This is a genomic window from Pseudomonas sp. WC2401, from assembly GCF_041200115.1.
GTDB classification, from domain to species: domain Bacteria; phylum Pseudomonadota; class Gammaproteobacteria; order Pseudomonadales; family Pseudomonadaceae; genus Aquipseudomonas; species Aquipseudomonas fragi.
The window spans coordinates 3671960-3698513 of record NZ_CP165623.1; the positions used below are offsets into that span (position 1 = coordinate 3671960).

Sequence of the window (26554 nt, forward strand, 5' to 3'; positions counted from 1 at the left end):
AGGACCAGACCATGAATGCCGACCATCAACACCACGCCAGCCAAGCCCCGACCGTCACCAGCCTGCAGGTAATCCCGGTGGCGGGCCATGACAGCATGCTGCTCAACCTCAGCGGCGCCCACGGCCCTTTCTTTACCCGCAATATCGTCATCCTCAAGGACAGCAGCGGCAATATCGGCGTGGGTGAAGTGCCCGGTGGCGAACGCATCCGCGAAACCCTGGAAGACGCCCGCAACCTGGTGGTGGGCCAGCCCATCGGCAATTACCAGAGCGTCCTCAATGCCATGCGTCGCACCTTCGCCGCCCGCGATTCGGCGGGCCGCGGCCTGCAAACCTTCGACCTGCGCATCACCATCCACGCCGTCACGGCGATGGAGGCCGCCCTGCTCGACCTGCTCGGCCAATTCCTGCATGTGCCGGTCGCGGCCTTGCTCGGCGAAGGCCAGCAACGGGAGGCGGTGAAGATGCTTGGTTATCTGTTCTATATAGGCGACCGGCAACACACCGACCTGGCCTACCGCAATGAAACCGACGGTGATGACTGGCAGCGTCTGCGCCATGAAAAGGCGCTGAGCCCTGAGGCCATTGTGCGCCTGGCAGAAGCCGCACAAGCCCGCTACGGCTTCAACGATTTCAAGCTCAAGGGCGGCGTACTGCGCGGCGCTGAAGAAATCGAAGCGGTGACGGCATTGGCCGAGCGCTTCCCCGCCGCCCGCATCACCCTGGACCCGAATGGCGCCTGGTCACTGAAAGAAGCCATCGCCCTGTGCCGCGACCAGCACAACGTGCTGGCCTATGCCGAAGACCCGTGCGGCGCCGAAAACGGCTATTCGGGGCGCGAAGTGATGGCTGAGTTCCGCCGCGCCACCGGCCTGCCTACGGCTACCAACATGATTGCCACTGACTGGCGCGAGATGGGCCACGCAATTCAGTCGCAAGCCGTGGACATTCCCTTGGCCGACCCGCACTTCTGGACGATGCAGGGCTCGGTACGCGTTGCGCAGATGTGCCACGAATGGGGCCTGACCTGGGGCTCGCACTCCAACAACCACTTTGATATTTCCCTGGCCATGTTTACCCAGGTTGCGGCGGCAGCGCCGGGGGACATTACCGCCATTGATACCCACTGGATCTGGCAGGACGGCCAGCGCCTGACCCGCGAACCGCTGAAAATTGTCGACGGTCATATCAAGGTGCCAAGCAAACCAGGGCTTGGCGTGGATATCGACATGGACGCCGTGGCCAAGGCTCACGAACTGTACAAAGGCATGGGCCTGGGTGCGCGGGATGACAGCGTAGCCATGCAGTACATGATTCCCGGCTGGAAATACGACAACAAAAAGCCCTGCCTGGTGCGCTGAGCAGCTCATTAGCGCGTGATAACTACCTGAAGGCGCCAGCGATAGGCGCCTTTTGCTTGCCCGAAAATTGGATCCAATATCAAATTTCAGGCAAAAAAAAGCCCAAGTAGCTGATGGAAACTTGGGGCTTAAAAATGCATAAACCGTGGTAGGTGAACGCAGGGCGATCTTACCCTATCGTAACAATCAGTAACAAGTGATTCTGCACATTTTATTTCAAGGCAATACTGACCTAAGTCATTAAATAGCCACAGGTTTTAAGATTTTTTTGATTTTAAAGTGCCATCACTGCACGGAAGCTGGGTAGTTTCAACCCACTTTTGCGCTTGCATTTAATGTGCAAGCGAGCTTGCCTGCGATGGCATCGACGCGATTCAACTGAAATACCGCGCCGCTTGCATCGCGAGCAAGCCCGCTCCCACAGAGTAAATATTCGGGGGTCACAGACCTCGCCGCCAAACAGGTCGGCCGCCTCGGGGCCGCAGTGCTTTTGATCTGCCTGCCCTCCCGGGAGGCCGAGAGGAGATTCTGTGGAGTGGGTCGACCGGCATGGATGCCGGGAGAGCCGCGATGGGCCATGGATGGCCCGTCGCGGCGTGTCCACGGAGCAGAACCGGAGCGAAGGCCGTACGAAGGGGCGAAAGCGCTTTGGTTACTTTGCCGCTTTTGCAAAGTGACTCGCTGTAAAAGCGAAACCAATATTTCAGTTGGACATAAATGCCGGATATGTACCCGGTATTGCAGTTAAACACCCGAGTACAAATCAGCCTGCGAAATTGCCGCTCAGCGCCGCCAGCCCACCCTGATAGACCCCGGTAAACAGCTCTTCGGCAGCTTCAGTGCTCACACCTGCCGGGGTGAACTGCCCCGACCAGGTAACACGGGCGCCGTCGCCCAGGGCTTCAACGCGCAAGGTCGCCAGGTAGTCGGTCACCGGAAACGGCGCCTCGACAATGGAATAGCTATAGGTCTTGCCGGCATTGTCGAACGTTTGCAGGCGCTCAACGATCACCGTGCCATCCACGGTCTGCAGATGGCGCAAGCGCCCGCCTTCACCAGATTCGCTGGTAGCAACCAGGGGCAGCCAGTCCGGCAGCGAGTTGAAGCCACCAATCAATTGCCAGACCTGATCGGCTGTGGCGGGAATATCAATAAATGCGTATGCAGTTGCCATGGGGGCATGCCTCTTGGAAGAAGTGGGGGGGGTTACTCGAAAACAGGCCTGAAAAAACTGCGCTCGTAACTCAGGATACAGCGATTATCTTCAGCCAGTTTAAACGCGGCAATGCACTCGGCATCGGTTTTTGAGCGCTCGCGGTAGTCTTCATAGGCCGCGAGGCTGGGGAAGGTAAACATGGCCAGGGCGATATTGTTGGCACCTTCCGAGGGCAGGAAGTAGCCATGATGCTGGCCGCCGAACTTCTCTACCAGCGGGATCCAGACTTTGGCATAGGCCTCAAATTCGGCCAGTTGGTAAGGGTCAATCACGTAACGCAGGTAGCAGGTGATCATCAGTGCATTCCACGGGGCGAAAGGAGATCGAGACTAATCTCCAGCCGCCCCGCGGGTCAATTCACTCAACGTCGATGCAGGCAGTCGTCCTCGGCGTAAATGGCCGTGTGCAGACCGCCGTCAGCATCCAGCCAGGCGCGGTACATGCCCGGCGTATTGAAGCTCAGCACGGTCTCGCCAGCCGGTGTCACGGCGACCACGCCGCCGTTACCGCCCAGCTCCTTGAGCTCGCCCTGCACCACTTGCTCGCAGGCGTCTGCCAGGCTTGAGCCCACCAGGCGAATGCGCGATGCAATGTTGTGGGCCACCACGGTGCGCATAAAGAACTCGCCGTGCCCGGTCGCCGATATCGCCGCGCTGCGGTCATCGGCCCAGGTGCCGGAGCCGATCAGCGGCGAGTCGCCCACCCGGCCATAGCGCTTGTTGGTGATGCCGCCCGTGGAGGTGGCCGCTGCGACATGGCCGTGGCTATCGAGGGCAACGGCGCCCACGGTGCCAAATTTTTTCTCCACGCCGCCCGGCTCCAGCAACACCGTCTCCGGTTGCTGCTGTTGCGCAGCCCACTGGCGACGACGCAACGGCGTGTCGTACCAGTCATTGCTGACATGTTCGAGACCCGCCTGCTCGGACAGGAACAAGTCTGCCCCGGCACCGGCCAGCAGCACATGCTCACTGTGCTCCAACACTGCTCGCGCACCGCAAATCGGGTTGCGCACATGATGCACACCGGCCACGGCACCGGCTTCGCGGTTGGCACCGTTCATGATTGCCGCGTCCAGTTCATGGTCCCCAGCATGGGTAAACACCGCGCCTTTGCCGGCGTTGAACCAGGGGCACTCTTCCAGTTCAACCACACTGGCCTGGACCGCGTCCAGGCTGCTGCCGCCCTTTTCCAGGACATCGACCCCGGCCTTGAGCGCCTGCAGTAATGCGGCGTGGATCGCCTGCTCGTCTTCGCGGGTCAAAACACCGGGCATCAGTACACCGGCACCGCCATGCAGGGCCATTGCGATAGGCTGGGTCATTGGGCATGCACTCCGTGATTGATGATCTGGCTCAAAAAACGTTGGGTACGGGGAGACTCGGGGGCGGAGAAAAACCGCTCGGGGGGAGCTTCTTCAACGATCTCGCCCTGGTCCATAAATACGATCCGGTCAGCCACCTTGCGCGCAAAACCCATTTCGTGGGTCACGCAGATCATGGTCATGCCTTCCTGGGCCAGGCCGGTCATCACGTCCAGCACTTCAGCGATCATTTCCGGGTCCAGGGCCGAGGTCGGTTCATCAAACAACATGACCTTGGGCTGCATGCACAGCGCCCGGGCAATGGCGATGCGCTGCTGCTGGCCACCGGACAACTGCGAGGGAAACTTGTTGGCGTGGTCGCGCATCTTGACCTTATCCAGCAGGCCCAGCGCACGCTCGATGGCTTGCGCCTCGGGTACGCCCAGATTAGACGTCTGGGGCAAGGTGCAGTTTTTCAGCACGGTGAGGTGCGGGAACAGGTTGAAGTGCTGGAAACACATGCCCACCTGCCGACGAATACGCTCCAGGCCCCTGACACTGCCATTGAGTTCTTCGCCCAATACCTCGACCAACCCCTGCTGGTGCTGCTCCAGCTGGTTGATGCAGCGGATCAGGGTCGATTTGCCGGAACCCGAAGGCCCGCAGATCACCACTTTTTCGCCAGCGTGTACATCCAGGGAAATGTTCTTCAATACATGGGCATTGCCGAACCACTTGTTCAATTGTTCGATGCGCACCATCGCGGCGGCATCAGCCTTGGGTTTGCTGATCATGAGCGGCTTTGCTCCATACGTTGTTCAAGGTGTCGGGCATAGCGCGACAGTGCAAAACAGATGACGAAGAAGTAGATCGCCAGGAAGACGTAGATTTCGTGGCCGTACTCAACCCACTCAGGTGCGACGGCGGTGCTCATGGCGATGCCGACGATGTCCAGCACACCCACGATCATCACCAGCGTGGTCTCTTTGAACAGACCGATAAATTGCGTGAGCAAGGGCGCTATGGACTGCTTGAGCACTTGCGGCAGGATGATCTGGCCCATGGTTTTCCAGTAGCCGAAACCCAGCGCCATCGCCGCCTCGTACTGCCCCTTGGGCAGGTTCTGTAAACCGCCGCGCAAGGTCTCGGCCATATAGGCGGCCGTGAACAGGATCAGCACCAGCTGCACCCGCAGCAGGATGTCGAAGGCCGAGTCTGGCGGCAGGAACAACTGGATCATCAGCGAGGCCATAAACAGCAGCGATATCACCGGCACCGAGCGCACCAGCTCGATGTACAGCACGCAGAGCATGCGCACCACGGGCAGTTTGGAACGCCGGCCCAGAGCCAGCAAAATCCCCAGCGGCAGGGCAAAGATCATCCCTGCGGTGCCCAGGAACACCGTGACCAGCATCCCGGCGAATTTGGTCGAGGAGACCTCGGGCAAACCGGCACCGCCCTTGAGCAGCCACCACATCACAATCGGCAGCAAGGCCAGGTACCCCAGCAGCAGGCGACGGTCCAGGCGCTTGAAAAACAGCAAGACAAACGCTGCCCCTGCCAGCACCAGAGCCAGGCTTACCCGCCACTGTTCAGCCTGCGGGTAGAAGCCGTATACGAACAGGTTCCAGCGCTGGGTTATCGGCAGCCAGCAAGCGCCGCCGGAGTTGCAGTCCTTGGCGCTGCTGCCGACGAAGGTGGCATCAAATACCAGCCAGTTCAGCGCAGCGGGAATGCACCAGCACAGCAGTGCCAGTACGCTCAGGGTCAGCAGGCTGTGGCCCGGGCTGGGGAACAGGTGGCTGCGGCTCCAGGCCAGGGCACGCTGCAGCCGGGGCAAGCGCGGCGGTGCCAGCGGGACTGCCAGTGCCTGATTCATTGCGGTCATGTTCAGTGCCCCCTCTGGCCAATGCGGTGGTTATAAATATTCATCGCCAACGAGATCACCAGGCTGATCGCACAGTAGGTGCCCATCACCAACGCGATGCATTCGATAGCCTGGCCGGTCTGGTTCAGGGTGGTGCCGCCGGTGGACGACACCAGTTCCATAAAGCCGATGACCACCCCCAGCGAGGAGTTCTTGACGATGTTCAGGTAGGTGTTGGTGATCTGCGGAATCATCGGATAGATGGCCTGCGGCACGATCAACTGGCGCAGGGTGGTACCGGGTGTAAAGCCGAGTGCCCTGGCCGCTTCGTACTGGCCGCGCTGCACCGATTCAATTGCGCCACGCACGATCTCGGCGATGTAACTGGCGCTGTAGAACGACAGGGCCAGGCACAAGGCAAGCATCTCCGGAACCAGAGTGATCCCGCCCTTGAACCCGAAACCGCGCTGCACCGGCACTTCCCATTGCACATGAGCATCACTCAGGGCGTACACCAGCAAGGGCAGCAGCACCGCCCCGGCCAGCAGCGCTGGCCAGCGCCTGGAGGCAAAACCGCGCCAGGGCCCGCGGGCTTCTTTCAAGCGGCAGAACATATAAGCCAGCAAGGTGCCCAGCAGCATCAGGAAGAGCCCCCAGCCGACCACACTGCCCTGCTCGAGCCACGGCAGGTTGAGACCGTTGTTGTTCAAAAACACCACACCAAACAGCGAGGCCGAGTGCTTGACCCCGGGCAGCGCCAACACCAGCCCGTACCACCAGACCAGATGCACCACCAGCGGCACGTTACGCAAAAATTCGATGCAGGTGCCGCTCAGGCGCTTGATCAGCCAGTTGTCGGAGACGCGCGCCATGCCCAGCGCACCTCCCAGCAGGGTCGCCAGCACAATGCTCAGCACCGACACCAGCAGGGTGTTGAGCAAGCCCACCAGATAGGCGCGGGCATAGGTTGCATCCGGGGTGTAATCAATCAGCGAGAAGCTGATGTCATAGCCGGCGCGCTGGGACAAAAAACCGAACCCCGAGGCGATATTGAGGTTCTTCAGGTTCAGTGCGGCGTTGCTGGAGAGCAGATAAAACACTGCCGCAACCAGGGCCAGTACCAGCCCCTGCTGCAGCACGCTGGACAGGCGCAGGTTGGGCGAACGATGGGTCGACATGACAGTAATCCCCTCAGCGAATCGGCGGTGCGTACATCAGGCCATGGTCTTTCCAGCTGCGGTTAAGACCGCGCGGGATGTTCAATGCCGTCTGCTGGCCGAGATTGCGGTCGTAGATTTGCGCGTAGTTGCCGACCTGCTTGAGGGCGCGATAAGCCCAGTCACTGTCCAGGCCAAAGGACTTGCCGATACTGCCTTCGGTGCCCAGCAAGCGGGCGATATCGGTGGATGCGCTCTTGTTGCCACGCAACTCGTCGACGTTGTCCGAGGTTACGCCCAGCTCTTCGCCGGTCATCAGCGCGTAAGCGGTCCAGGTCACAATATTGCGCCACACCGTGTCACCTTGAGCGACAAAGGCCCCCAGCGGCTCCTTGGAAATCACCTCGGGCAACAGCGCATAGTCCTTGGGGTTGTTCATCAACGCCAAACGCGCCGCCAGCCCCGAAGAGTCATTGGAAATGGCGTTGCAACGCCCGCGCTGAAAGGCGGCATAGAGTTCGGGGCTTTTTTCGATGACCACGGTTTTGTAAGTCAGGCCACGGCGGCCGAAATAGTCTTCCAGGTTTTGCTCGGAGGTGGTGCCCGGTGACAGGCAGAAAGTGGCGCCGTCCAGGTCGGTGAGTTTCTGGATGCCGTCGGCGGCGTGGGTCATAAAGCCCTGGCCGTCATAGAACCACACGGTGGTGAAGTCCACGCCCAGGTTGGCGATGCGTTCAGCGGTCCAGGAGGCAGCCCGCGACAGGATATCGATCTCCCCGGAGGCCAGGGCGGTGAAGCGGTTTTTCGCGGTGGTGGTCAGGTACTCGACCTTGTCCGCATCCCCCAGCACCGCCGCGGCCACGGCGCGGCACAGGTCCACGTCCATGCCGGTCCAGCGGCCCTTGTCATCAATCAGCGAAAAGCCCGGTTTGTCGCCCGCGACCCCACAGCGCACGCTGCCATGAGCCTTGACCTTGTCCAGCACACCTGCCTGGGCGGCCTGGGCACCCGTCAACAGCAAGGCCAACAGCGGAGCCCCAAGTAAAAGCTTGGCCCTATTCAATTTATGCATATCATTGCCCCTTCAAAATTCTTCTTGTTATGCCTGTCAACCACAGTTCAACGGCAGGTGGCGGTTCAGCGCACAATAAAGACACAGGCTTGGGCCGGATAGCGGCAATTGATCCACTATGCTGCACGGGCTATCGAATATTGGAATAAGTCCATGAACATTGACTGGTACGAAGATTTTCTCGCCCTGGCCGACACCGGTAAATTCACGGCAGCGGCCAGCATGCGCGGCTCATCGCAATCGGCCCTGAGCCGGCGTATTCAACTGCTTGAAGCTCACCTGGGCGCGACCCTGATCGACCGCGAACGCAACCCGGTGCGCCTGACTGCTGCGGGCGAAGCGCTGCTGCCCAATGCCGTGGAACTGGTACGCATGGCCCGCGATTGCGAACAGAGCGTCAAGGTGCTCAACCGGCCACTGACCTTTGCTTCGCTGCACACCCTGGCATGCAACTTTTTCCCGGGCTGGATCAGCCAGTTGAACAGCCCGCAGGCGCCGCTGTTCACCCGTATCGACACGGGCTATCGCAGCACCGATGACTACTACATGGCGCTGATGTCCGGGCGTTGTGATTTCATCCTGTTCTACCGTGACACCAAGACGGCGCCCTACTCGCGCCAGAGCGAGTTCGAGGTCAAGTCCCTGGGCCATGACGAGCTGTACTGGGTCGCCACGCCCGTACTGGCGGCGCATTGCGCGCACACCGACGAGCCGATCCCGCTGCTCAGCTATTCGCGCAGTGCGCAACTGCATGAGCTGTCGCGCACCCAGATCAACCGTCACCCCCAGCCGCAGCGTTTGCTGCAAGTGTTCGAAGCCACCGTCTCGGAGGCGCTCAAGCCGATGGTCGCCAGCGGCCAGGGCGTGGCGTGCATGCCCCACAGCATGGTGGCGCCACTGATCGAACGCGGTGAGCTGGTGCGCTTGTACCCGGACATGGAATCCGATCATCTGGAAGTGATCCTGGTGCGCTGGCGCGATAACCGCAACCCCCAGGCCGACGCGCTCTGGCAGCGGCTTTAACCACTTGCTCCCACAAGGTGTGATACCTATTTACGACATCAAATGTCACATGGGCTGGCTGTTAAGGCAGGAGTTTCGCTAAGCTCTGCGGTTTCCCATAGTCCTCAAGCGGTAAGCCCATGATCGAAGTCACCGAGGTGTCCATAGCCCAACTGCGCGGCGCGCTCGAAACCGGCCAAACCACGGCAGTCGAACTGGTGCAGGCCTATCTCGCGCGGATCGACGCCTACGACACTCCTGACACGGCCACCGCGCTCAATGCCGTGGTGGTGCGCAACCCCCAGGCACTGGCCGAAGCACAGGCCTCGGACGCCCGCAGGGCCAAGGGCCAGACCCTCGGCCCGCTGGATGGCATCCCCTATACCGCCAAGGACAGCTACCTGGTCAAGGGCCTGACCGCCGCCTCGGGCAGCCCGGCCTTCAAGGACCTGATCGCCTATCGTGATGCCTTCACCATTGAGCGCCTGCGCGGTGCGGGGGCCATCTGCCTGGGCAAGACCAATATGCCGCCCATGGCCAACGGCGGCATGCAACGCGGTGTGTATGGCCGCGCCGAAAGCCCGTACAACGCCAACTACCTGACGGCGCCTTTCGCCTCCGGCTCGTCCAACGGTGCAGGCACGGCCACGGCGGCCAGTTTTTCGGCTTTCGGCCTGGCCGAGGAAACCTGGTCCAGCGGGCGCGGCCCGGCGTCTAACAACGGCCTGTGCGCCTACACGCCGTCGCGCGGGGTGATTTCAGTGCGCGGTAACTGGCCGCTGACACCGACCATGGACGTGGTCGTGCCCTTTGCCCGCACGATGGCCGACCTGCTCGAAGTGCTCGATGTTGTCGTCGCCGAAGACCCGGATACCCGTGGCGACCTGTGGCGCCTGCAACCCTGGGTGCCGCTGCCGAGCGTGGCCTCGGTGCGTCCGGCCTCCTATGCACAACTCAATGCCGGCAGCGAAGCGCTGGCCGGCAAACGCTTTGGCGTACCGCGCATGTATATCAATGCCGACCCCGAGGCCGGCACGGCTGAATGCCCCGGCATTGGCGGCCCCACCGGGCAGCGCATCATCACCCGCGCCTCGGTGATTGACCTGTGGCAAGCCGCACGCCAGGCCATCGAAGCCCAGGGCGGCGAAGTGCTGGAAGTAGACTTCCCGCTGGTGTCCAACTGCGAAGGCGATCGCCCAGGCGCGCCCACCGTGTTTACCCGCGGGCTGGTGTCCAAAGAGTTCTTGCATGACGAGCTATGGGAGCTGTCGGCCTGGGCATTCGATGATTTCCTGCGCGCCAACGGTGACCCGCAACTCAACCGCCTGGCCGACGTCGACGGCCCACTGATCTTCCCGCACGACCCGGGCACCCTGCCCAACCGTGAGGACGAACTGGCGGCCGGCATGGACGAGTATGTGCGCATGGCCCAGCGTGGCATTACCCCGTGGGACCAGATCAGTACCGTGCCCGACGGCCTGCGCGGCCTTGAAAAAACCCGGCGCATCGACCTGGAAGACTGGATGGACCACTTGGGCCTGGATGCTGTGCTGTTCCCGACCGTCGCTGATGTTGGCCCGGCAGATGCGGATGTGAACCCGGTGTCAGCGGATATCGCCTGGAGCAACGGCGTGTGGGTGGCCAACGGCAATCTCGCCATTCGCCATCTGGGTGTGCCGACCGTAACCGTGCCTATGGGCGTGATGGCGGATATCGGCATGCCGGTGGGGCTGACGTTTGCCGGTCGCGCCTATGACGATTCGGCGTTGCTGCGCTTTGCGTCGGCATTTGAGGCAACGGGCAGCAAGCGCATGATCCCGCCGCGCACGCCGCCGTTGAAGTAATAAGCGGCACGATCGTGGAAGCGGGCTTGCTCGCGATGCAGGCGCCGCGGTGTTTCAGTCACACCGCGGCGATCCAGTCGCGAGCAAGCCCGCTCCCACAATCGTGTGTTGTTCTCAGCCCTTGGCCGCCATCGCCGTCACTTCCACCCGCATCCCCGCCACCGCCAATTCGGCCACGCCCACCGCAGCGCGCACCGGCCACGGTTGGGCAAAGTAACGTTTGTAAACTTCATTGAACGCCGCCCGATCAGCCATATCAGTCAGGTAAATGGTCAGGTGCAGTACCCGACTCATCGAACTGCCCGCCTTCTCCAGCGCCAGCTTGAGCGCCTGCAACGTACACTCGCTCTGCTCGACAATCCCGCCCAGCTCCAGGCTGCCATCGGCACGGGTCGGAATCTGCGTCGATACCAGCAGGCCGGCAAAGCCGGCAACATCCGAGGAGATGGAATCCGCATCGGGATCAGGGATAAAAGTGATGTCGTGGTGAGACATAAGTGATCGCTCGCTTGAAGTGAAAACACCCATTGTCCAACGTCTGCCAACGCCTTGCGCGTTTTTTTGCACCGTCGCACATGGCCGTGCTTGGCTAAAACCTTCTGCGATCCATTACCATGCGCTTCGCCATGACGTCGTTGCATAGCCTGGAGTGCCCTGTGGAAATCAAACACCTGCGATCATTTGTGACCCTGGCCGAAGAGCTGCACTTCGGCCGGGCCGCGCAACGGCTGTCCATCGTGCAACCGGCCCTGAGCATGCAGATCAAGATGCTCGAAGAAGAGCTGGGGGTGCGCCTGTTCGAGCGCAACCGCCACTCGGTCGCACTCACCGAGGTGGGCACCCTCTTCCTGCCTGAAGCCCGGGCCACGCTCCACCAGTCGGCCCATGCCGCCGACGTGGCCAGGGCGTGTGGTCGCGGGGAGATCGGCCGCGTGCGCTTTGGCTTTGTCTCCTCTGTACTGCCCGAATTGCTGCCCATGCTGGTCCGCTCGCTGCATGCCCGCTTCCCGCGGATCGAACTGGAACTCAAGGACATGCCCGGCCCGGACCAGGCCGTGGCGCTGAAAAACGGCCAGCTCGACTTCGGCCTGATGCGCCTGCCGGCCGCCATCCCGGGGATCCACACCCGCGAGGTACTGCAGGAAAACTTTATTGTCGCCCTGCCCGGCGACCACCCGCTGCTGGCCTGCGACGTCCTGCACCCCACTGAGCTGAGCCAGTTGCCGGTTTTTACCCTGGCTCGGCGTTACGCCCCCGGCTTTTACGATGAATTGATGCAAGCGCTTGCCCGCCAGGGCGCGCATCTGCCACACGCAACCGAGTTGGGCGAGTTCACCACCATGCTTGCCCTGGTATCTGCCGGGCTAGGGGTTGGCCTGCTGCCAGCCAACGCCGGGCGCGCCTTGCCCGCCAATGTCATCTCCAGGCCGCTGGATCTGGGGGAATACCGGGCAACCACGGGGCTGGCATGGACAGCGCTGAACAGTGCTGTCAAAGCCACGGTGTTCAGCTTGATGGAGGAGTTGTTGGCGCTGGACACACCACCGCTTGAGGGCTGAGCAACCTGTCGGGTACGCCGTGAAGGGGGACGGGCAGGCGCTATGGCACCCGCCCGTTAAGCGGGAGGTTACGGCCGGGCTGCCGTGACCTCGATCTCTACCAGATAATTCGGGTTGGCCAGACCGGCCACCTGGAACGCCGAGCGGGTTGGCAGCTTGGGCTGGGCCTGGGTGCCGAAAAACTGGGTGTAACCCTTCATAAAGCCGGCGAAATCCATCTTGCCGGTTTCCGGCGTACCCACCAGATACACCTGCATCTTGATCACATCACCCATGCTCAGGCCCAGGCTTTTGAGGGTGGCCTCGATATTTTTCAGCACATTGACCGTCTGCACTTCGGTGTCGCCATAAGCGGCGAGGGTCTTGGGGTCGGCCTTGCTGTCGGCAATGGGCGGCACCACACCACTGAGGTTGACCACGGTGACACCCGGCGGGATTTCCACGGCCAGGGAAATCGGAAAGTCGGAATTGGGCAGCTTGTGGCGGATCACTTCTGCCGCACTCACCTGGGTTGCCATCAGGCCGGCCAGCACCGAGGTCAAAACAAAAGCGGGGATCATTTTTTTAGTCATCGTTACATTCCTTTAGGGGTATGAAAAAACGCGCAGTCCATGATTGCTTGTCAGCGCCGGGTGACCGCGCGTACATCCTCGACGGTCACGGTGTCGGCATAGTGGTTGCCAAAGTGGGTTCGCACATAGTTGACCACCTCTGCAATCTGCTGGTCATCCATGTATTTCTTGAAGCCCGGCATGCCGCCCTGCCCTGATGTCACCATATACACCGGGTACACCTTGGCCCCCAGTTTCTGGTTGGCAGCCAGCGCCGGATACGCGCCCGCCCCGTGGGAGCCCTGGCCATCAGCCATATGGCAACCCTGGCAGACCTGATTGAACAGGGCCTCGCCACTGGGCTGATCGAACTTGCCAGAGGTGGACAGTATCGGCGCATCTTCGGCAAACGCAGGCACACTGGCCAGCACGCCGGCCAGGATAGCGGTGGTTAAAGTCATTCGCATGGCTGTCTCCGGGCTCAGGCCGCTTTCGCGCTGGCGATGATATGGGTGTGCAGGCGTTTGATCGCATCCTGGGAAGACAGGATGGCGCCCTCCATCCAGGCCGGAATGTAAGAAGCATGTTCACCGGCCAGGACAATGCGCCCGTCAATCTGGCACAGGTTCTTGTAATGCTGCTCGCGGGTTTCGGGGGTCCACAGGCCGTAGCAGCCGTTGGTCCAGGGCACCCGGTGCCAGCCCACGGCGATGCCGTTTTCGAACTCTGCCGGGTATTGCGGGTGGATCTGGGCACCGTATTCAACGGCCTTTTGCACGCGCATTTGCGGGCTCATGGCGGTGAACTCGTAAGCGTTCGGCCCCCAGATATAGGCGCCAAGCAACACGCCTTTGCCCTGCTTGCCGTAATCGGTGCTCGGATAGCTGATCTTGCTGATGGGCGTATCGGTGTAGCTGATGCCGCCATAGATATGCTCGTCCTGCTCCCAGAAACGGCGTTTGAATTGCAGCCCGACCTTTATCGAAGACTCGTAGGGCACGGCGCGGATCGCGCTCATCATCGGCGCGCTGACATCGATGGGCAGCTGTCCGAGGATCGACAACGGCAAGGTACACACGCACCAGTCGGCCTGCTCTTGCCGAGCCCCGCCGCTGCCGTCGCTGTTCTGGTAGGTAACGGTCACACCGTTGCCGTTTTGCTGGATACGCGTGACCTTGGCGTTGTACTGGATCAGGTCGTTGACCTGTTTCTGGAACGCCTGGGCAATCATGTCCATGCCGCCAACCGGCTGGAAGATGCTGCTCTGGAATTCGTACTCCTGGCCGCTGGCGATGCTTTGCCACAGATTGGAATCCAGCAGCGCCTTGCAGTCGATAGGCTCGGACGCCACCGCTGCGGGCATCAGGCCGCCGCCATCGTCCACGGCAAAACCGCGACGCATGCTGGTCTCCAGGGATTTCTTATAGGCATTGCTGCTATCGAGCGCGCCCCATTTGCGCATCACCTCCAGCAGGCGCTCGCGGTCTTCGCGGGTCAGTGCCTGATCCAGCCCGTGCTGGTTGACGGCCTTGCTCAGCAGTTCGGCCACATGCCCCTGAAAATCGGCCTGCACGGCACGGTAACGTTGCGGCTTGCCCTCAAACGCCTGGGTGGAATGCACCATCGCGTTGTAGTTGACCTGGATAAAGGGCTCCAGGGCGACGCCGAATTTGTGGCAGTAGTCGAGCACGGCATGATGGTGATACGGGATGCGCCACGGGCCGGGATTGAGGTACAGGCCCTTGTCGAATTCGCAATGCTGGGTAGCGCCGCCCAGCTCGGTGAAACGGTCACCGCCACGCAGCGTCCAGCAGCGCCCGCCCGGCTTGGCATTGAACTCCAGCACCTTGACCTGATAGCCGGCCTTGCGCAGCTCATAGGCGGCGGTCATGCCCGCCAGCCCCGCCCCAAGGATCAGTACACGGGTGCCCTTTGGCGCACCGCTCAAGGCAAAATCCCGCTCATAGTTCGATTCAGCGGCAAAACTCAAGGCAGTCATTGCCTGATACATCGCGGCGGCGCCCGCTGTCACGCCGATCCAGTTGAGTACTTTGCGTCGGCTCACAACCATTGCTTTCTCTTGCATGACCAGTCCTTTGAATCGAAGGGAAATACGCAGGCAATGACAGACGAGCAACCACGCTTGCTGCGTCGCCCGACCACAGAGTTGTCTGCGCCCGGTCATCCTCCAGAGCAAGTGGTGTGCCATAAAACTGTAATGGGCGGAAAACTGAAGATGTAGGAAGTTTCATAAAACTTAGACAGCCAGAATGCTTCACCATGAATCAGCCAAGTCTGTTTTTGGTGCAAGACACTTGCGCCAGGATTGTGCAGTTTTTAAGTGGGTGTGCCGCATGAGCGCATCGTACCCGGCGACGAAAAACCCTCAAGATCTGATCTAGACGGTGATGCAATAAAACATGCCGAAACACCCCCCATATAGCAACTTTCACATCATGCAAAGCCCAATGCCGCAGGACAGCTTCAACCTACAAATCATATAAATAATATAAACAACTGCACACACTCTTTCAGCCCGAAAACTTTAAGGCCAGTATTTCGCTGCCTGATTGCAGTGCTAATGTTGATATAAGCGAGCCTGACGCTCGCCTTATAAATCGTTACTTTATAAAGGCAGATCAAATGACAAAACACTACTTCTTATTTACATATTCGATTTCTCCGACAGGAGATACGGATATTGCAGCCAAAGCAGCCGACAAGGTCAGAAAAAGCATCGCCAATATACAAACCCCCGACTGGAGCAAACTGTCTACGGTTGAAACCACCTTTGCCGGCCAGGTGACCTTGACGGCTGAAACCGCCTGCGAAAAACGAGAAGAAGCCAGAAACATTATCGACCGTGAACTCAGAAGCGCCATCGACCTGTGTAAAGCCCGTTGCGAAGTACAGGCCCATATATCCGTGCTGGTCGACGGGCTCGGCCCGCGCATGGATATCATCATCTGACCGGGCCAGCACGCTCTTGCATGCACAGGGCCTTACAACTCGCCTATAACTCTTCCAGCCAACAGCGGGCGCTCTATTACGGGCGCCCTATCGATGGCACTGATAATTACTATCGAAGTGCCCGCGTGTTTGATCGGCAAAACTGCCCCCTATAATCCCCTCCAGCTTCCCCCGCCCCCAGCCTAGCTTCAGGCGACATCTCCCCTTCTGGAACTCACCACCATGCCAAGCGCCAGCCTGCCGCCTCGCGGCCGCCCCGAACATCCTCAACAGAGCGTCAAACAGCAGTGGCTGGCGATTCTCTCGGTCGCCGTGGGCGCCTTTGCCCTAGTGACCAGCGAGTTTCTCCCGGTGGGCGTACTCAACGACGTTGCCAGTGACCTTGGCATCAGTGCCGGCCACGCCGGGCTTATGGTCACCCTGCCCGGCATAATGGCCGCGCTCGCGGCGCCCTTGCTGTCCATCGGCATTGGTACGATGGACCGTCGCTACCTGCTGGTCGGCCTGACGCTGGTCATGATCATTGCCAACTCAGTCGTGGCCTTCGCCAGTGATTTCAACCTGCTGCTGGTGGGTCGTGTGCTGCTGGGTATCAGCATCGGCGGTTTCTGGGCGACCGCCATCGCCCTGAGTGGCCGCCTGGCCCCCAAGGGCGTGGGCGTCGCCCAGGCCACCTCGATCATCATGGTCGGCGTAACCCTGGCCACCGTCCTGGGCGTGCCCGTAGGCACATGGCTAAGTGGCTTGCTGGGCTGGCGCATGACCTTCCTGGTGACGGCGCTGGTGGGCGTGCCGGTGCTACTGGCGCAGATCTTCCTGCTGCCGCGGCTCACCCCCGAGAAGGCCATTCGCGTCAGTGACCTGCCGGCCTTGTTTATCAACCCGCAATCGCGGGTGGGGTTGATTGCGGTATTGCTCATTGGCCTGGCGCACTTTGCCGCCTACACCTATGTCGCCCCCTTCTTCAAGCACAGTGCCGGTTTCGACGGGCCGACCATTGGCTCATTGCTGTTGCTCTATGGTGTTGCTGGGGTAATGGGTAATCTATTCGCCGGCTTTGCCGCCAATCGCAGTGTGCGTCACACCCTGTTGCTGGTGGCCCTGATGATTGGCACCAGCACCGCCCTGTTCCCCTACTTCGCCACCGGCATGACTGGCGCTGCGATGCTCATCGCCCTCTGGGGCTTCGCTTTCGGCGCCTTCCCGGCCTGCGCCAGTATCTGGATGTTTGTGGTAGCGCCCAAGGATGTGGAGCGCGGCATGCCGCTGTTCGTAGCCCTGTTTCAGGTGATTATTGCCCTGGGCTCGTTCTTCGGCGGGCAAATCGTCGACCAGTTGGGCAGCTCGGTGCTGCTGAGCCTGGCCACGGCCCTGGTGGGATGCGGTTTTGTAACGGTACTGGTGTTAGGGCGTAACGTCAGCAATAACCTGGTGGCCCAGCCCGCCTGAGCAGCGCGCTGCCTGCCGGGCGAGTACACGGGGGGATTGCGTACTATCGCGATCTGAAAACGGGCAAGCAGGCTCTGATGCTTGCTGGCAAAGCCTCGACACTCTTCAAAACGCTGGATATCCAGGATCTCTGGGCCAGATGTGCGTTACATCATCTGTAACGCACATCCCGCGGGTCAGAAGCGATAGGTGATCGAAGTACCAAAACCGCTCGCGCTGTTTTTGTAGGTAGAGCTGTACGCGCCCTTGGAAGCCGAGCTGTCGTTGACCTTGGTACTGTCTTCCCACAGGTAGGAGTACGCCAGGTCGATCGTCATGTTACTGACCGGCGTCCAGCCAGCGCCGAAGCTGATGGCGGTACGGTCACCGGTAGGAATGCGCGGCGAACGATTGGTGTTGTTGGTTGGCGACTGGTCAACCGACAAGCCGGTGCGCAGCACCCATTGCGGATTCAACTGATACGCGGCACCAATGGCGTGGGCCCAGGTGTCATGCCAGTTCTGCTCTTCGGTAATGGTGCTCAACGAGCCGCCAAGACGCGGGCTGACATCACTGTTTTGCACGGTAATGTCCTTGAGGCGACTCCAGCGCGTCCAGGTGCTGCCCGCATACAGCGTCCAGTCATCATTGAGCTGATGAGTGACCGAGAAGTCCACCGACTCCGGCGTATCCAGGCCCAGCTTGGCATCGTAGCTCTGGCCGCTCAGGCCCAGCAGGCTGAAGGTACCGCCAGTGACCTTGGTAGTGCCCTTGAGGTTGTAGCTGACCTTGGAGTGATAGGTCAGGCCCACACGGGTGCTGTCAGTGGCCTGTACCAGGATACCGGCGTTGAAACCGATGGCCGTGTCATCGCCGCTGATCTTCACCTTGCCGTCGTTTGTGCCCGGAGTGAAGGCATTCGGCACCTGGGAAGTCAGTTCACCGTCAATGCGGTTGATAGTCGGACCAAACCCGATCGATACCTTGTCATTGAAGGCATAGCTGACCGTGGGCTGGAACGTCATGACCTGAATTTTGCTCTTATTGGCGAAGTAACGCCCTGCGAAACCACTGCCATAGTCCGTAATCAAACCAAACGGCACATAGAAACCGACACCGAAGGCCCAGTGTTCATCAATCGGCTTGACGTAATAACCCATGGGCACCGCAGTCAACGGCACCATATCGCCATCTTCCTTGCCACCAAAGGTACTGCGGGTATGGCTGATATCGGTTTTCGCCACGAGCAAGGCAGCACCTGCACTCACCTGCTCCTGCTTCAGGCGCGCCATGCCGGCAGGGTTGCCGTATACGGTACTGGCATCATCGGCAGAGGACGATCGACCGGCGAAGCCGGTGCCCATGCCACTGATACTTTGTTCATTAATTGCAAGACCGCTGGCAAGTAGCTGAGAAGACGCAAGTGCAACGGCAAGACCGAGGGTGGTCTTGAAGAATAGTTTTTTCATTATTAGAGGTCCAGTGATCAACGGGGCGCAAATTACCAATATTCCCGACCCGCTGCCATAGTCTGTTATATAGAAACCAGGCCCCTTGTCGGACAATACAACAAGAATTCACCGTTATTCAGCGTGCGAATATCCAGTGATCGGCAAACCTGATCAACTACCTGATTTCGCTAACATATTTAACCATCCAAGATCATTAAACATGACGCGACAAAGATGAAATCGCAATGTGCCTGCCGGGATCTGCCGGCGCCAGGACTGCATGAGACGGGTCGCGGGCGGGGCAAGTGCGCCCTTTATTGAAAGAGCGGCGAGCTTAAAATAAGCCACTATTAGAGTGGCCCTCTAAATAGCCCGCCCACTCTATGGCGAACAGCGCGAACATCATCGCCGTCTCAAGCTAACTTGCCAGAAAATACCACCCGGCTGCAGCTTCACAAGAGCGACTCGGCAAACCCGGATGAAATGCCAGAAACGAAAAAAGGACCCGAAGGTCCTTTTTTCTTGCTCTATCAAATTTCATACAATTCAACAGAGCCATATTTGGAGCGGGAAACGAGACTCGAACTCGCGACCCCGACCTTGGCAAGGTCGTGCTCTACCAACTGAGCTATTCCCGCTTGGTGATGCGCATTCTATAGAAATCTAATAACGCGTCAAGCCCTTGATTCAAAAAAGTTTTATTTATTTTACCGAGGTGGTCTTCAGGTGCGGCCAGGCAGCCCGCAAATACTGAAGCATCGACCACAGGGTCAAGCCGGCAGCCACCAGCAGCAGCCCGTAACCCACCAACACCCAGAAGCTGAAGTCCGAAGGGTTGGCCAGCAAGATCACCAGGGCCAGCATCTGCGCCGCTGTTTTCCATTTGCCCATGTTCGATACCGCCACCTGGGCCCGTGCGCCCAGTTCGGCCATCCACTCGCGCAACGCGGAAATGACGATTTCACGACCGATAATCACCGCCGCCGGCAACGTCAGCCATACGTTGTGATGCTCTTGCACCAGCAACACCAAGGCCACCGCCACCATCAGCTTGTCGGCGACCGGGTCCAGAAAGGCACCAAAAGGCGTGCTTTGCTCCAGTCGACGGGCCAGATAGCCGTCAAGCCAATCGGTCGCCGCGGCAAATGCAAAGACTGAGCTGGCGGCTGCATAACTCCAGCTGTAGGGCAAATAGAACAACAAAATGAAGAAAGGAATAAGTAGAACGCGTAGTACGGTGATCAAATTAGGGATATTCATCGGCACAACTGGCTACGAGGTGAGGTGGCATTCTACTCGCTGTGCAGGTTTGCATAAATCAACTCAGCGAGCTTTTTACTGATCCCGGGTGCTTTGGCGATCTCCTCGATGCTGGCACGAGATAGCTCCTGTAAGCCACCAAAATGTTTCAATAAATCTCGGCGACGGGTCGGCCCTACCCCTGCAATGCCTTCCAGGGTTGAGGTTCGTCGGGTTTTACCCCGTCGTGCCCGATGCCCGGTAATTGCAAAACGGTGAGCCTCATCGCGGATCTGCTGGATCAAATGCAAGGCCGGCGAGTCGCCCTTGAGGGTGAATTCATGGGCTGCATCGTTCAGGTACAGGGTTTCAAAACCCGCCTTGCGTGTCGCCCCCTTGGCCACGCCGAGCAAAATCAGGTCAGGGACGGCCAGTTCATTGAGCACATCGCGGGCCATCGACATCTGCCCCTTGCCACCGTCGACCAGCAGAATGTCCGGCAACTTGCCCTCCCCGTCCTTGAGCCGGCTGAAGCGGCGCATCAGGGCCTGGTGCATGGCGGCATAATCGTCACCCGGGGTTACGCCTTCAATATTGAAGCGCCGGTAGTCCGACTTGATCGGCCCCTCAGGGCCAAACACCACGCAGGACGCCACCGTGGCTTCGCCACTGGAGTGGCTGATGTCATAACATTCCAGGCGCTGGGGTATCTCATCGAGCTTCAACACTTGGGCCAAGGCTTCAAAACGTGCCGCCACATGCAGACGGTTGGTCAGGCGAGCCATCAGGGCCTGCTCGGCGTTGGTGACAGCCAGTTGCTGCCAGCGCGCACGGGTACCACGCACACGGTAGCTGATCGCCAGCTCACGGCCGCGCAGCGCCTCGATCGCCTCGGTGATCGCCTCGAAGCTCTCGTGCTCGACGTTGACGATCAATTCGCCGGGCAGGTCGCGCTCGGGGCTGCTGATGTAGTACTGACCGAGAAAGGCGGCCATGACCTCGGCCACGTCTTCCTCGATGCCCACTTGCGGGAAGAAGTTCTTGCTGCCCAGCACCCGCCCGCCACGCACATTGATCAGGTGTACACAGGCACCACCCGGGTTCACAAACGCGGCAATCACGTCCACATCCCCGGTGCCGCCTTCCATGCTTTGCTGGTCCTGAACCCGGCGCAGCAGGGAAATCTGGTCCCGCACCTGGGCCGCACGCTCGAAGTCCAGCGTACTGGCGGCCTGCTCCATTGCGGCGTTCAGCTCATCGGTCAGGGCACTGCTGCGCCCTTCCAGGAACATGATCGAGTGGCGTACATCCTCGGCGTACTCCTGTGGGTCCACCAGCCCGACACAAGGGGCCTTGCAGCGCTTGATCTGATACTGCAAGCAGGGTCGCGTTCTGTTTTTGAAGTAGCTGTCGTCGCACTGACGCACCAGAAAAGTCTTTTGCAAGATGCTCAGGCTTTCGCGGATGGCGCCCGCACTGGGGTAAGGGCCGAAGTATTTGCCTTTGAGCTTTTTGGCCCCGCGATGGATGCTCAGGCGCGGGTATTGGCCATCCGACAGAAACACATAGGGGTAGGACTTGTCGTCGCGCAACAGGATGTTGTACGGCGGGCGCCACTCCTTGATCAGCGTCTGCTCAAGCAGCAGCGCTTCGGTTTCGTTGGCGGTGATGGTGGTTTCAATTTGCGCAATGCGCGCAACCAGCGCGGCGGTCTTGGGCGCCAGGCCGGTTTTGCGAAAGTAGCTGGCCAGGCGTTTTTTCAGGTTCTTGGCCTTGCCCACATACAAGAGCCGCGCTTCGCGGTCAAACATGCGATACACGCCGGGCCGGCCGCTACAGGTCGAGAGAAATGCACTTGCGTCGAACACGTCAGTCATGATCAACCAGCATCAACCATGCCATGACGAACGGCCAGCAAGGCCAGCTCCACATCGCTCTTGACCGAGAGTTTCTCGTAAATCCGGTAGCGGTAGGTATTGACCGTCTTGGGCGACAGGCAGAGTTTGTCGGAAATAACCTGGACCTTCTGACAGCCGACAATCATCAGCGCGATCTGGATTTCACGCTCGGACAGGGCATCAAAGGGGGAGTCACTGGCAGGCTGGAAGGACTTGAGCGCCAATTGCTGGGCGACTTGCGGGCTGATGTAGCGCTGGCCGGCGAAGACCTGGCGAATCGCCTGGACCATTTCGGCCAGGCCCGCACCCTTGGTCATGTAGCCCGCCGCGCCTGCTTGCAGCAAGCGCGTCGGGAAAGGGTCTTCTTCACACACCGTCACGGCAACCACCTTGATATCCGGGTGGCTGCGCATCATCTTGCGGGTCGCCTCAAGGCCACCAATGCCAGGCATTTTGACATCCATCAGGACTACATCCGGTTTCAGTTCGCGAGCCTTGAGCAACGACTCTTCACCGGACTCGGCCTGGCCGACCACTTGCAAGCCTTCGATATCGGCCAGCATTCGTGTGATCCCTGTACGCACAAGATCGTGGTCATCGACCACTAGAACCCGAATCAAGTCGACACCTCGCAAATTGGTCTTGGTTGATTGCCGACACCTTAGCAAAAACTAATGCACCAACCTACCGACTTGCGTCATCTATCGCTGGCAAAACGTTAATTCCTTGTAAAGACTCATTCCTTGACAGGCTCAACCTCCTCGGGATCACGTCGTTCCTTAACCGGTTGCGGCGCGGACAACTCTGCCAGGGTGACGGTCAGGCGGCGGATGGCGTCCTGATCCTCCTTGTGCAGCACCCGGTAGCTGATCAGAACCTTTTCTTCAATTTGACTCAAATTATCGATCAAGGTCGGGGTCGGACTGCCCGTCAATACATACAGCACGTCCACACCGCGTGCGGCAACGCGCGACAAATAATCCGCCTTGGGCGCACGATCTCCATTTTCATACTTGCCCTGGGCGTTGGCCTCGACACCACCGATTTCGCCAAAAATTTTCTGCGACAAACCAAGCCGCTCTCGCTCCTGCCTCAAGCGCAAACCAATTCCACTCATTTGGATGTAGGATCCCATTTTAAACACCCGCAAGGATGGTATAATCCATAAATATTAAACAACTTTGAACGGTTTTGAACCATGACCGGAATTCGTACCGCCGCACAAGCCAAGGCATGGCTGGAACACCAGGGAAAGTCCGTTCAAGAGTTCGCTCGGGAACATGGCGTCGACCCTGCTACCACTTATCAAGTGCTCGCCGGGCGCAAAAAGGGGAGGCGTGGTGAAGCCCACAAGGTAGCGGTTCTTCTGGGCATGAAAGACGGCATCATTCCGTCTCAGGGCACGCATCTGACAGAAGCAAAAGATGGTGAGTCAGCTTGAGTATGCGCTTAATTGAGGCAAGCTCCCGATTTACTACGCAGGCCCCGCAAACAGCGCCGTGCAAGGCATGACAGGGGCTCAAGCGAGGGCCATAGCCAGCACAATTGCGCCGCATGGTATTTTTTTATTGAATCCGCAGGCTCGCCTCAAGTAAGCTGCGGAACATCAATTGGAGACAACCCATGTTGCACCACGCCATCACTGCCGCCTGTAAGACCACACGCCAATCGCGTCTGGCTGCTGCCGTGTGCGCGAACAACATGCACTCCGCTGCACGATTTTATTTTGGGTATTGGTTTAGCCACTGGCGCGCCTGATACCCACACGGCGCCCACTACTTAGGGGTCGCCTGCCAGAGAAATCTAACCCCCGGTCGGCTCCCCGACCGGGGGTTTTTTTTTCAGCCCCACACATTTTCTTGAATTGAGGATTTACCCCATGAACTACGCCACTTATTACCGCTTCGACCTTTGCACTGCATGGCGATTTATCAGCCGCCGTTCGGGACAGCCTGCCGCCTCCGAACGGACCCACATTGGTGGCACGCCTGTACTCACGGCCAGTCTGGCCAATTGTCGAACACCCCAGTAGGGCTGAGCGCGCGGGACAACCCGCCGCCTGCCCAGGAAGCCCATACCATGAACGCATCCGTTTCAGCTCTGCAAACCGTACACACTGCCACTGCTCCTGTTTCGACCCGTCGTCTGCCAACCGCAGCGCAACTCAAGCAGCAACTGCCGCTGAGTACCCCACTGAGTGCCCAGGTCAGCAGCCAGCGCCAAGCCATTCGCGCCATCCTCAACGGTGAAGACTCCCGCTTGCTGGTGGTGGTCGGCCCCTGCTCCATCCACGATCCCGTCGCCGCACTGGAATACGCCAGCAACCTCGCTGCCCTCGCCCATGATGTGCGCGATGACATGCTGCTGGTGATGCGCGCCTACATCGAAAAACCGCGCACCACCGTGGGCTGGAAAGGCCTGGCCTACGACCCGCACCTGGATGGCAGCGATGACATGGCCCACGGCCTGACCCTGTCGCGGGAACTGATGCTGGAAATGCTGCGCATGGGCCTGCCGGTCGCCACCGAGCTGTTGCAACCCATCGCCGCCGGCTACTTCGACGACCTGCTGGGCTGGGTGGCCATTGGCGCCCGCACGACGGAATCGCAAATCCACCGCGAAATGGCCAGCGGTCTTGATCTGCCTGTAGGCTTCAAGAACGGCACCGACGGTGGCGTTGCCATCGCCTGTGACGCCATGCGTTCTGCGGCACACAGCCATCGTCACTTCGGTGTCGACAGCCAGGGCCACCCGGCCATCGTCGAAACCCGTGGTAACCCCGACACCCATCTGGTATTGCGCGGCGGCCACAGCGGCCCTAACTACGACCGTGCCAGCGTCGCCAAGGCCCGCGCCGGGCTGCAGAAGTCAGGTATCCCCGCCCGCCTGATGGTCGACTGCAGCCACGCCAACAGCGGCAAAGACCCGCTGCGCCAGCCCGAGGTGTTCAACGATGTGCTCGAGCAACGCCTGGCGGGCGATCACTCGCTGATCGGCATGATGCTCGAAAGCCATCTGTTCGAAGGCTGCCAGCCCCTGGGTGCATCGATGCGCTACGGCGTGTCCGTAACCGACGGCTGCCTGGGCTGGGATGCCACCGAACACCTGCTGCGCAACGCCGCCCGCAGGCTACAAGCACAGCGCCACACGACCAAGGCCACCGCCTGACAACCACGTTCGGCAAAACCGTGCGCAACCTGGGAAAAGCCCCACGGTTGCGCAAAGACGATCTCGGCTAAGGTGTTTTCATGGATCAAAAACACCCTGCGAGATTGAACATGGACGATTCGGTAAATACACGCTATCCGATCTTATTGGTACACGGCCTTTTTGGATTCGACCGGATAGGCTCGCATCACTACTTTCATGGTATCAAGCAAGCACTCAATGAGTGCGGTGCCAGCGTCTTCGTTCCAATCATTTCAGCCGCCAACGACAATGAAGCCCGAGGCGATCAACTGCTCAAGCAGATCCACAACCTGCGCAGGCAGGTCGGTGCACAGCGTGTCAACCTGATCGGCCACAGCCAGGGCGCCCTTACCGCGCGTTATGTGGCGGCCATCGCCCCTGAACTGATCGCCTCGGTGACGTCAGTCAGTGGCCCCAACCACGGCTCCGAGCTGGCCGATCGCTTGCGCCTGGCCTTTGTCCCGGGGAGGCTTGGCGAAACGGTCGCTGCCGCCCTGACCACCTCGTTCAGCGCATTTTTATCCGCCCTCAGCGGCCACCCGCGCCTGCCCCAAAATGCCTTGAATGCGCTTAACGCCCTGACCACCGATGGCGTTGCCGCCTTCAACCGCCAATACCCCCAGGGGCTGCCCGACACATGGGGCGGCATGGGCCCCGCACAGGTGAACGCTGTGCACTATTATTCCTGGAGCGGCATCATCAAAGGCTCGCGGCTGGCCGAGTCACTCAACCTGCTCGACCCCTTGCACAATGCCTTGCGTGTGTTTGACAGCTTTTTTACCCGCGAAACCCGAGAAAACGACGGCATGGTTGGCCGCTTCAGCTCGCATCTGGGCCAGGTCATCCGCTCCGACTACCCCCTGGACCACCTCGACACCATCAACCATATGGCAAGAGGAAGCCGCAGGCGCATCAACCCGGTAGAGCTTTACATCGAGCACGCCAAACGCCTGAAGGAAGCGGGCTTGTAGCCTGTAATCAATTCATTCAAGCGCAGTTTGCCGAGAAAAAAATCACCGAATCCGGTAGGCTCAGCACCTTATTCAAAGGAGTACTCCCTCATGGCCAAAGCCACTGCCCGTCACATCCTGGTTGCCACCGAAGACAAGTGCAACGAACTGAAAGCGCAAATCGAAGGCGGCGCTGACTTCGCCGAAGTTGCCAAAGCCAATTCCTCTTGCCCGTCGAGCCGTCAGGGCGGCGACCTGGGCTCTTTCGGCCCGGGCCAGATGGTCAAGGAATTCGACACCGTGGTTTTCAGCGCGCCAATCAACGTGGTGCAAGGCCCGGTTAAAACCCAGTTCGGCTACCACCTGCTGGAAGTCACCAGCCGCCAGGACTAATCCTCCCAGCGCTGCGTGAAGACGGCCCACCTTTTGGTGGGCCGTTTCGTTTGGGCTACAGCAAACCCCGTGCTACGTTTCCTCATTCACGAACCCATCGTGTTTCA

26 protein-coding genes and 1 tRNA gene are annotated in these 26554 nt (G+C 59.8%); 10 read left to right on the top strand and 17 right to left on the bottom strand.

Annotated elements, in window-relative coordinates; all coding sequences use genetic code 11:
- The first annotated feature begins 11 nt into the window (after positions 1-11).
- Positions 12-1361 (top strand): glucarate dehydratase, encoded by a 1350-nt coding sequence (gene gudD, locus AB3G35_RS16615; protein ID WP_095041235.1) that lies wholly within the window; start codon positions 12-14, stop codon positions 1359-1361.
- Positions 1362-2124: 763 nt separating this feature from the next.
- On the opposite strand, the gene AB3G35_RS16620 is transcribed toward gudD, so the two are convergent.
- The 7 genes from AB3G35_RS16620 to AB3G35_RS16650 all read right to left on the bottom strand — a co-directional run bounded on the left by AB3G35_RS16620 (position 2125) and on the right by AB3G35_RS16650 (position 7973).
- The gene (locus AB3G35_RS16620; RefSeq protein ID WP_369781786.1) at positions 2125-2535 is read right to left on the bottom strand and encodes an SRPBCC family protein; all 411 of its coding nucleotides are present in this window, start codon (positions 2533-2535) and stop codon (positions 2125-2127) included.
- Positions 2536-2567: 32 nt separating this feature from the next.
- Entirely contained in the window at positions 2568-2873 is a 306-nt protein-coding gene (locus tag AB3G35_RS16625; protein ID WP_016781218.1) for an NIPSNAP family protein, read from the bottom strand.
- Between the two features lie 65 nt (positions 2874-2938).
- Positions 2939-3898 (bottom strand): isoaspartyl peptidase/L-asparaginase family protein, encoded by a 960-nt coding sequence (locus AB3G35_RS16630; RefSeq protein ID WP_106116455.1) that lies wholly within the window; start codon positions 3896-3898, stop codon positions 2939-2941.
- Entirely contained in the window at positions 3895-4671 is a 777-nt protein-coding gene (locus AB3G35_RS16635) for an amino acid ABC transporter ATP-binding protein (protein ID WP_095041239.1), read from the bottom strand. Before AB3G35_RS16635 ends, AB3G35_RS16630 begins: the two co-directional genes overlap by 4 nt.
- On the bottom strand, positions 4668-5765 hold the full coding sequence (locus tag AB3G35_RS16640; protein WP_369781787.1) for an amino acid ABC transporter permease: 1098 nt from the start codon (positions 5763-5765) through the stop codon (positions 4668-4670). Before AB3G35_RS16640 ends, AB3G35_RS16635 begins: the two co-directional genes overlap by 4 nt.
- Before the next feature lie 2 nt (positions 5766-5767).
- Positions 5768-6922, bottom strand: a complete 1155-nt coding sequence (locus AB3G35_RS16645) for an amino acid ABC transporter permease (RefSeq protein ID WP_086797487.1) — start codon at positions 6920-6922, stop codon at positions 5768-5770.
- A gap of 13 nt (positions 6923-6935) precedes the next feature.
- Entirely contained in the window at positions 6936-7973 is a 1038-nt protein-coding gene (locus tag AB3G35_RS16650) for an amino acid ABC transporter substrate-binding protein (protein WP_016781223.1), read from the bottom strand.
- A 153-nt stretch (positions 7974-8126) separates the two neighbouring features.
- Here AB3G35_RS16650 and AB3G35_RS16655 point away from each other — a divergent pair, with 153 nt between their 5' ends.
- Positions 8127-8996, top strand: a complete 870-nt coding sequence (locus AB3G35_RS16655; RefSeq protein ID WP_016781224.1) for a LysR family transcriptional regulator — start codon at positions 8127-8129, stop codon at positions 8994-8996.
- A gap of 119 nt (positions 8997-9115) precedes the next feature.
- Complete coding sequence (locus AB3G35_RS16660) at positions 9116-10819, top strand: amidase (protein WP_016781225.1); 1704 nt, start codon at positions 9116-9118, stop codon at positions 10817-10819.
- Positions 10820-10933: 114 nt separating this feature from the next.
- Here AB3G35_RS16660 and AB3G35_RS16665 read toward each other — a convergent pair whose 3' ends face one another.
- Positions 10934-11314, bottom strand: a complete 381-nt coding sequence (locus tag AB3G35_RS16665) for a RidA family protein (RefSeq protein ID WP_016781226.1) — start codon at positions 11312-11314, stop codon at positions 10934-10936.
- Positions 11315-11475: 161 nt separating this feature from the next.
- On the opposite strand from AB3G35_RS16665, the gene AB3G35_RS16670 reads away from it, so the two are divergent.
- Positions 11476-12378: a LysR family transcriptional regulator gene (locus AB3G35_RS16670; protein ID WP_083369545.1), complete on the top strand. Its 903-nt coding sequence runs from the start codon at positions 11476-11478 to the stop codon at positions 12376-12378.
- Positions 12379-12446: 68 nt separating this feature from the next.
- Here AB3G35_RS16670 and AB3G35_RS16675 read toward each other — a convergent pair whose 3' ends face one another.
- Genes AB3G35_RS16675 through AB3G35_RS16685 form a run of 3 tightly spaced genes read right to left on the bottom strand, consistent with a single transcriptional unit; the run spans position 12447 to position 14940 of the window.
- Positions 12447-12950: a RidA family protein gene (locus tag AB3G35_RS16675; protein WP_016781228.1), complete on the bottom strand. Its 504-nt coding sequence runs from the start codon at positions 12948-12950 to the stop codon at positions 12447-12449.
- A 50-nt stretch (positions 12951-13000) separates the two neighbouring features.
- A complete protein-coding gene (locus AB3G35_RS16680) occupies positions 13001-13396 on the bottom strand; it encodes a cytochrome c (protein ID WP_029611456.1) in 396 nt (131 codons plus the stop codon).
- A 14-nt stretch (positions 13397-13410) separates the two neighbouring features.
- Positions 13411-14940: a flavin monoamine oxidase family protein gene (locus tag AB3G35_RS16685; RefSeq protein ID WP_037001250.1), complete on the bottom strand. Its 1530-nt coding sequence runs from the start codon at positions 14938-14940 to the stop codon at positions 13411-13413.
- A gap of 632 nt (positions 14941-15572) precedes the next feature.
- Here AB3G35_RS16685 and AB3G35_RS16690 point away from each other — a divergent pair.
- Both AB3G35_RS16690 and AB3G35_RS16695 read left to right on the top strand, forming a co-directional pair.
- Positions 15573-15899: a hypothetical protein gene (locus AB3G35_RS16690; protein WP_016781231.1), complete on the top strand. Its 327-nt coding sequence runs from the start codon at positions 15573-15575 to the stop codon at positions 15897-15899.
- A 222-nt stretch (positions 15900-16121) separates the two neighbouring features.
- Positions 16122-17348 (top strand): MFS transporter, encoded by a 1227-nt coding sequence (locus tag AB3G35_RS16695; RefSeq protein ID WP_016781232.1) that lies wholly within the window; start codon positions 16122-16124, stop codon positions 17346-17348.
- A gap of 176 nt (positions 17349-17524) precedes the next feature.
- On the opposite strand, the gene AB3G35_RS16700 is transcribed toward AB3G35_RS16695, so the two are convergent.
- From AB3G35_RS16700 to AB3G35_RS16725, 6 genes are all read right to left on the bottom strand, one after another.
- Positions 17525-18796, bottom strand: coding sequence for an OmpP1/FadL family transporter (locus AB3G35_RS16700; protein ID WP_016781233.1), 1272 nt, complete (start codon positions 18794-18796; stop codon positions 17525-17527).
- 544 nt (positions 18797-19340) lie between these two features.
- Positions 19341-19416: transfer RNA gene (locus tag AB3G35_RS16705), tRNA-Gly, on the bottom strand.
- A 64-nt stretch (positions 19417-19480) separates the two neighbouring features.
- Positions 19481-20038: a CDP-diacylglycerol--glycerol-3-phosphate 3-phosphatidyltransferase gene (gene pgsA / locus AB3G35_RS16710; RefSeq protein ID WP_016781234.1), complete on the bottom strand. Its 558-nt coding sequence runs from the start codon at positions 20036-20038 to the stop codon at positions 19481-19483.
- A gap of 32 nt (positions 20039-20070) precedes the next feature.
- Positions 20071-21894: an excinuclease ABC subunit UvrC gene (uvrC, locus tag AB3G35_RS16715; protein WP_095041318.1), complete on the bottom strand. Its 1824-nt coding sequence runs from the start codon at positions 21892-21894 to the stop codon at positions 20071-20073.
- Between the two features lie 2 nt (positions 21895-21896).
- The gene (gene uvrY, locus AB3G35_RS16720) at positions 21897-22535 is read right to left on the bottom strand and encodes a UvrY/SirA/GacA family response regulator transcription factor (protein ID WP_029611459.1); all 639 of its coding nucleotides are present in this window, start codon (positions 22533-22535) and stop codon (positions 21897-21899) included.
- A gap of 116 nt (positions 22536-22651) precedes the next feature.
- Entirely contained in the window at positions 22652-23032 is a 381-nt protein-coding gene (locus tag AB3G35_RS16725; protein WP_159259575.1) for a helix-turn-helix domain-containing protein, read from the bottom strand.
- Positions 23033-23113: 81 nt separating this feature from the next.
- Between AB3G35_RS16725 and AB3G35_RS16730 the strand changes: the two genes are divergently transcribed.
- From AB3G35_RS16730 to AB3G35_RS16745, 4 genes are all read left to right on the top strand, one after another.
- Positions 23114-23356, top strand: coding sequence for a DNA-binding protein (locus tag AB3G35_RS16730; RefSeq protein ID WP_016781238.1), 243 nt, complete (start codon positions 23114-23116; stop codon positions 23354-23356).
- Between the two features lie 638 nt (positions 23357-23994).
- Positions 23995-25083 (top strand): 3-deoxy-7-phosphoheptulonate synthase, encoded by a 1089-nt coding sequence (locus AB3G35_RS16735; protein ID WP_340079875.1) that lies wholly within the window; start codon positions 23995-23997, stop codon positions 25081-25083.
- A gap of 110 nt (positions 25084-25193) precedes the next feature.
- Entirely contained in the window at positions 25194-26075 is an 882-nt protein-coding gene (locus AB3G35_RS16740; protein WP_203304597.1) for an alpha/beta hydrolase, read from the top strand.
- Between the two features lie 90 nt (positions 26076-26165).
- Positions 26166-26447, top strand: a complete 282-nt coding sequence (locus AB3G35_RS16745; protein WP_016781241.1) for a peptidylprolyl isomerase — start codon at positions 26166-26168, stop codon at positions 26445-26447.
- Positions 26448-26554: the final 107 nt, after the last annotated feature.

What these genes read in the sequence shown, in the direction of transcription:
- gudD (WP_095041235.1), top strand. Translation starts at nt 12, where the DNA reads ATGAATGCCGACCATCAACACCACGCCAGCCAAGCCCCGACCGTCACC.
- AB3G35_RS16620 (WP_369781786.1), bottom strand. Translation starts at nt 2,535, where the DNA reads ATGGCAACTGCATACGCATTTATTGATATTCCCGCCACAGCCGATCAG.
- AB3G35_RS16625 (WP_016781218.1), bottom strand. Translation starts at nt 2,873, where the DNA reads ATGATCACCTGCTACCTGCGTTACGTGATTGACCCTTACCAACTGGCC.
- AB3G35_RS16630 (WP_106116455.1), bottom strand. Translation starts at nt 3,898, where the DNA reads ATGACCCAGCCTATCGCAATGGCCCTGCATGGCGGTGCCGGTGTACTG.
- AB3G35_RS16635 (WP_095041239.1), bottom strand. Translation starts at nt 4,671, where the DNA reads ATGATCAGCAAACCCAAGGCTGATGCCGCCGCGATGGTGCGCATCGAA.
- AB3G35_RS16640 (WP_369781787.1), bottom strand. Translation starts at nt 5,765, where the DNA reads ATGACCGCAATGAATCAGGCACTGGCAGTCCCGCTGGCACCGCCGCGC.
- AB3G35_RS16645 (WP_086797487.1), bottom strand. Translation starts at nt 6,922, where the DNA reads ATGTCGACCCATCGTTCGCCCAACCTGCGCCTGTCCAGCGTGCTGCAG.
- AB3G35_RS16650 (WP_016781223.1), bottom strand. Translation starts at nt 7,973, where the DNA reads ATGCATAAATTGAATAGGGCCAAGCTTTTACTTGGGGCTCCGCTGTTG.
- AB3G35_RS16655 (WP_016781224.1), top strand. Translation starts at nt 8,127, where the DNA reads ATGAACATTGACTGGTACGAAGATTTTCTCGCCCTGGCCGACACCGGT.
- AB3G35_RS16660 (WP_016781225.1), top strand. Translation starts at nt 9,116, where the DNA reads ATGATCGAAGTCACCGAGGTGTCCATAGCCCAACTGCGCGGCGCGCTC.
- AB3G35_RS16665 (WP_016781226.1), bottom strand. Translation starts at nt 11,314, where the DNA reads ATGTCTCACCACGACATCACTTTTATCCCTGATCCCGATGCGGATTCC.
- AB3G35_RS16675 (WP_016781228.1), bottom strand. Translation starts at nt 12,950, where the DNA reads ATGACTAAAAAAATGATCCCCGCTTTTGTTTTGACCTCGGTGCTGGCC.
- AB3G35_RS16680 (WP_029611456.1), bottom strand. Translation starts at nt 13,396, where the DNA reads ATGCGAATGACTTTAACCACCGCTATCCTGGCCGGCGTGCTGGCCAGT.
- AB3G35_RS16685 (WP_037001250.1), bottom strand. Translation starts at nt 14,940, where the DNA reads ATGTATCAGGCAATGACTGCCTTGAGTTTTGCCGCTGAATCGAACTAT.
- AB3G35_RS16690 (WP_016781231.1), top strand. Translation starts at nt 15,573, where the DNA reads ATGACAAAACACTACTTCTTATTTACATATTCGATTTCTCCGACAGGA.
- AB3G35_RS16695 (WP_016781232.1), top strand. Translation starts at nt 16,122, where the DNA reads ATGCCAAGCGCCAGCCTGCCGCCTCGCGGCCGCCCCGAACATCCTCAA.
- AB3G35_RS16700 (WP_016781233.1), bottom strand. Translation starts at nt 18,796, where the DNA reads ATGAAAAAACTATTCTTCAAGACCACCCTCGGTCTTGCCGTTGCACTT.
- pgsA (WP_016781234.1), bottom strand. Translation starts at nt 20,038, where the DNA reads ATGAATATCCCTAATTTGATCACCGTACTACGCGTTCTACTTATTCCT.
- uvrC (WP_095041318.1), bottom strand. Translation starts at nt 21,894, where the DNA reads ATGACTGACGTGTTCGACGCAAGTGCATTTCTCTCGACCTGTAGCGGC.
- AB3G35_RS16725 (WP_159259575.1), bottom strand. Translation starts at nt 23,032, where the DNA reads ATGAGTGGAATTGGTTTGCGCTTGAGGCAGGAGCGAGAGCGGCTTGGT.
- AB3G35_RS16730 (WP_016781238.1), top strand. Translation starts at nt 23,114, where the DNA reads ATGACCGGAATTCGTACCGCCGCACAAGCCAAGGCATGGCTGGAACAC.
- AB3G35_RS16735 (WP_340079875.1), top strand. Translation starts at nt 23,995, where the DNA reads ATGAACGCATCCGTTTCAGCTCTGCAAACCGTACACACTGCCACTGCT.
- AB3G35_RS16740 (WP_203304597.1), top strand. Translation starts at nt 25,194, where the DNA reads ATGGACGATTCGGTAAATACACGCTATCCGATCTTATTGGTACACGGC.
- AB3G35_RS16745 (WP_016781241.1), top strand. Translation starts at nt 26,166, where the DNA reads ATGGCCAAAGCCACTGCCCGTCACATCCTGGTTGCCACCGAAGACAAG.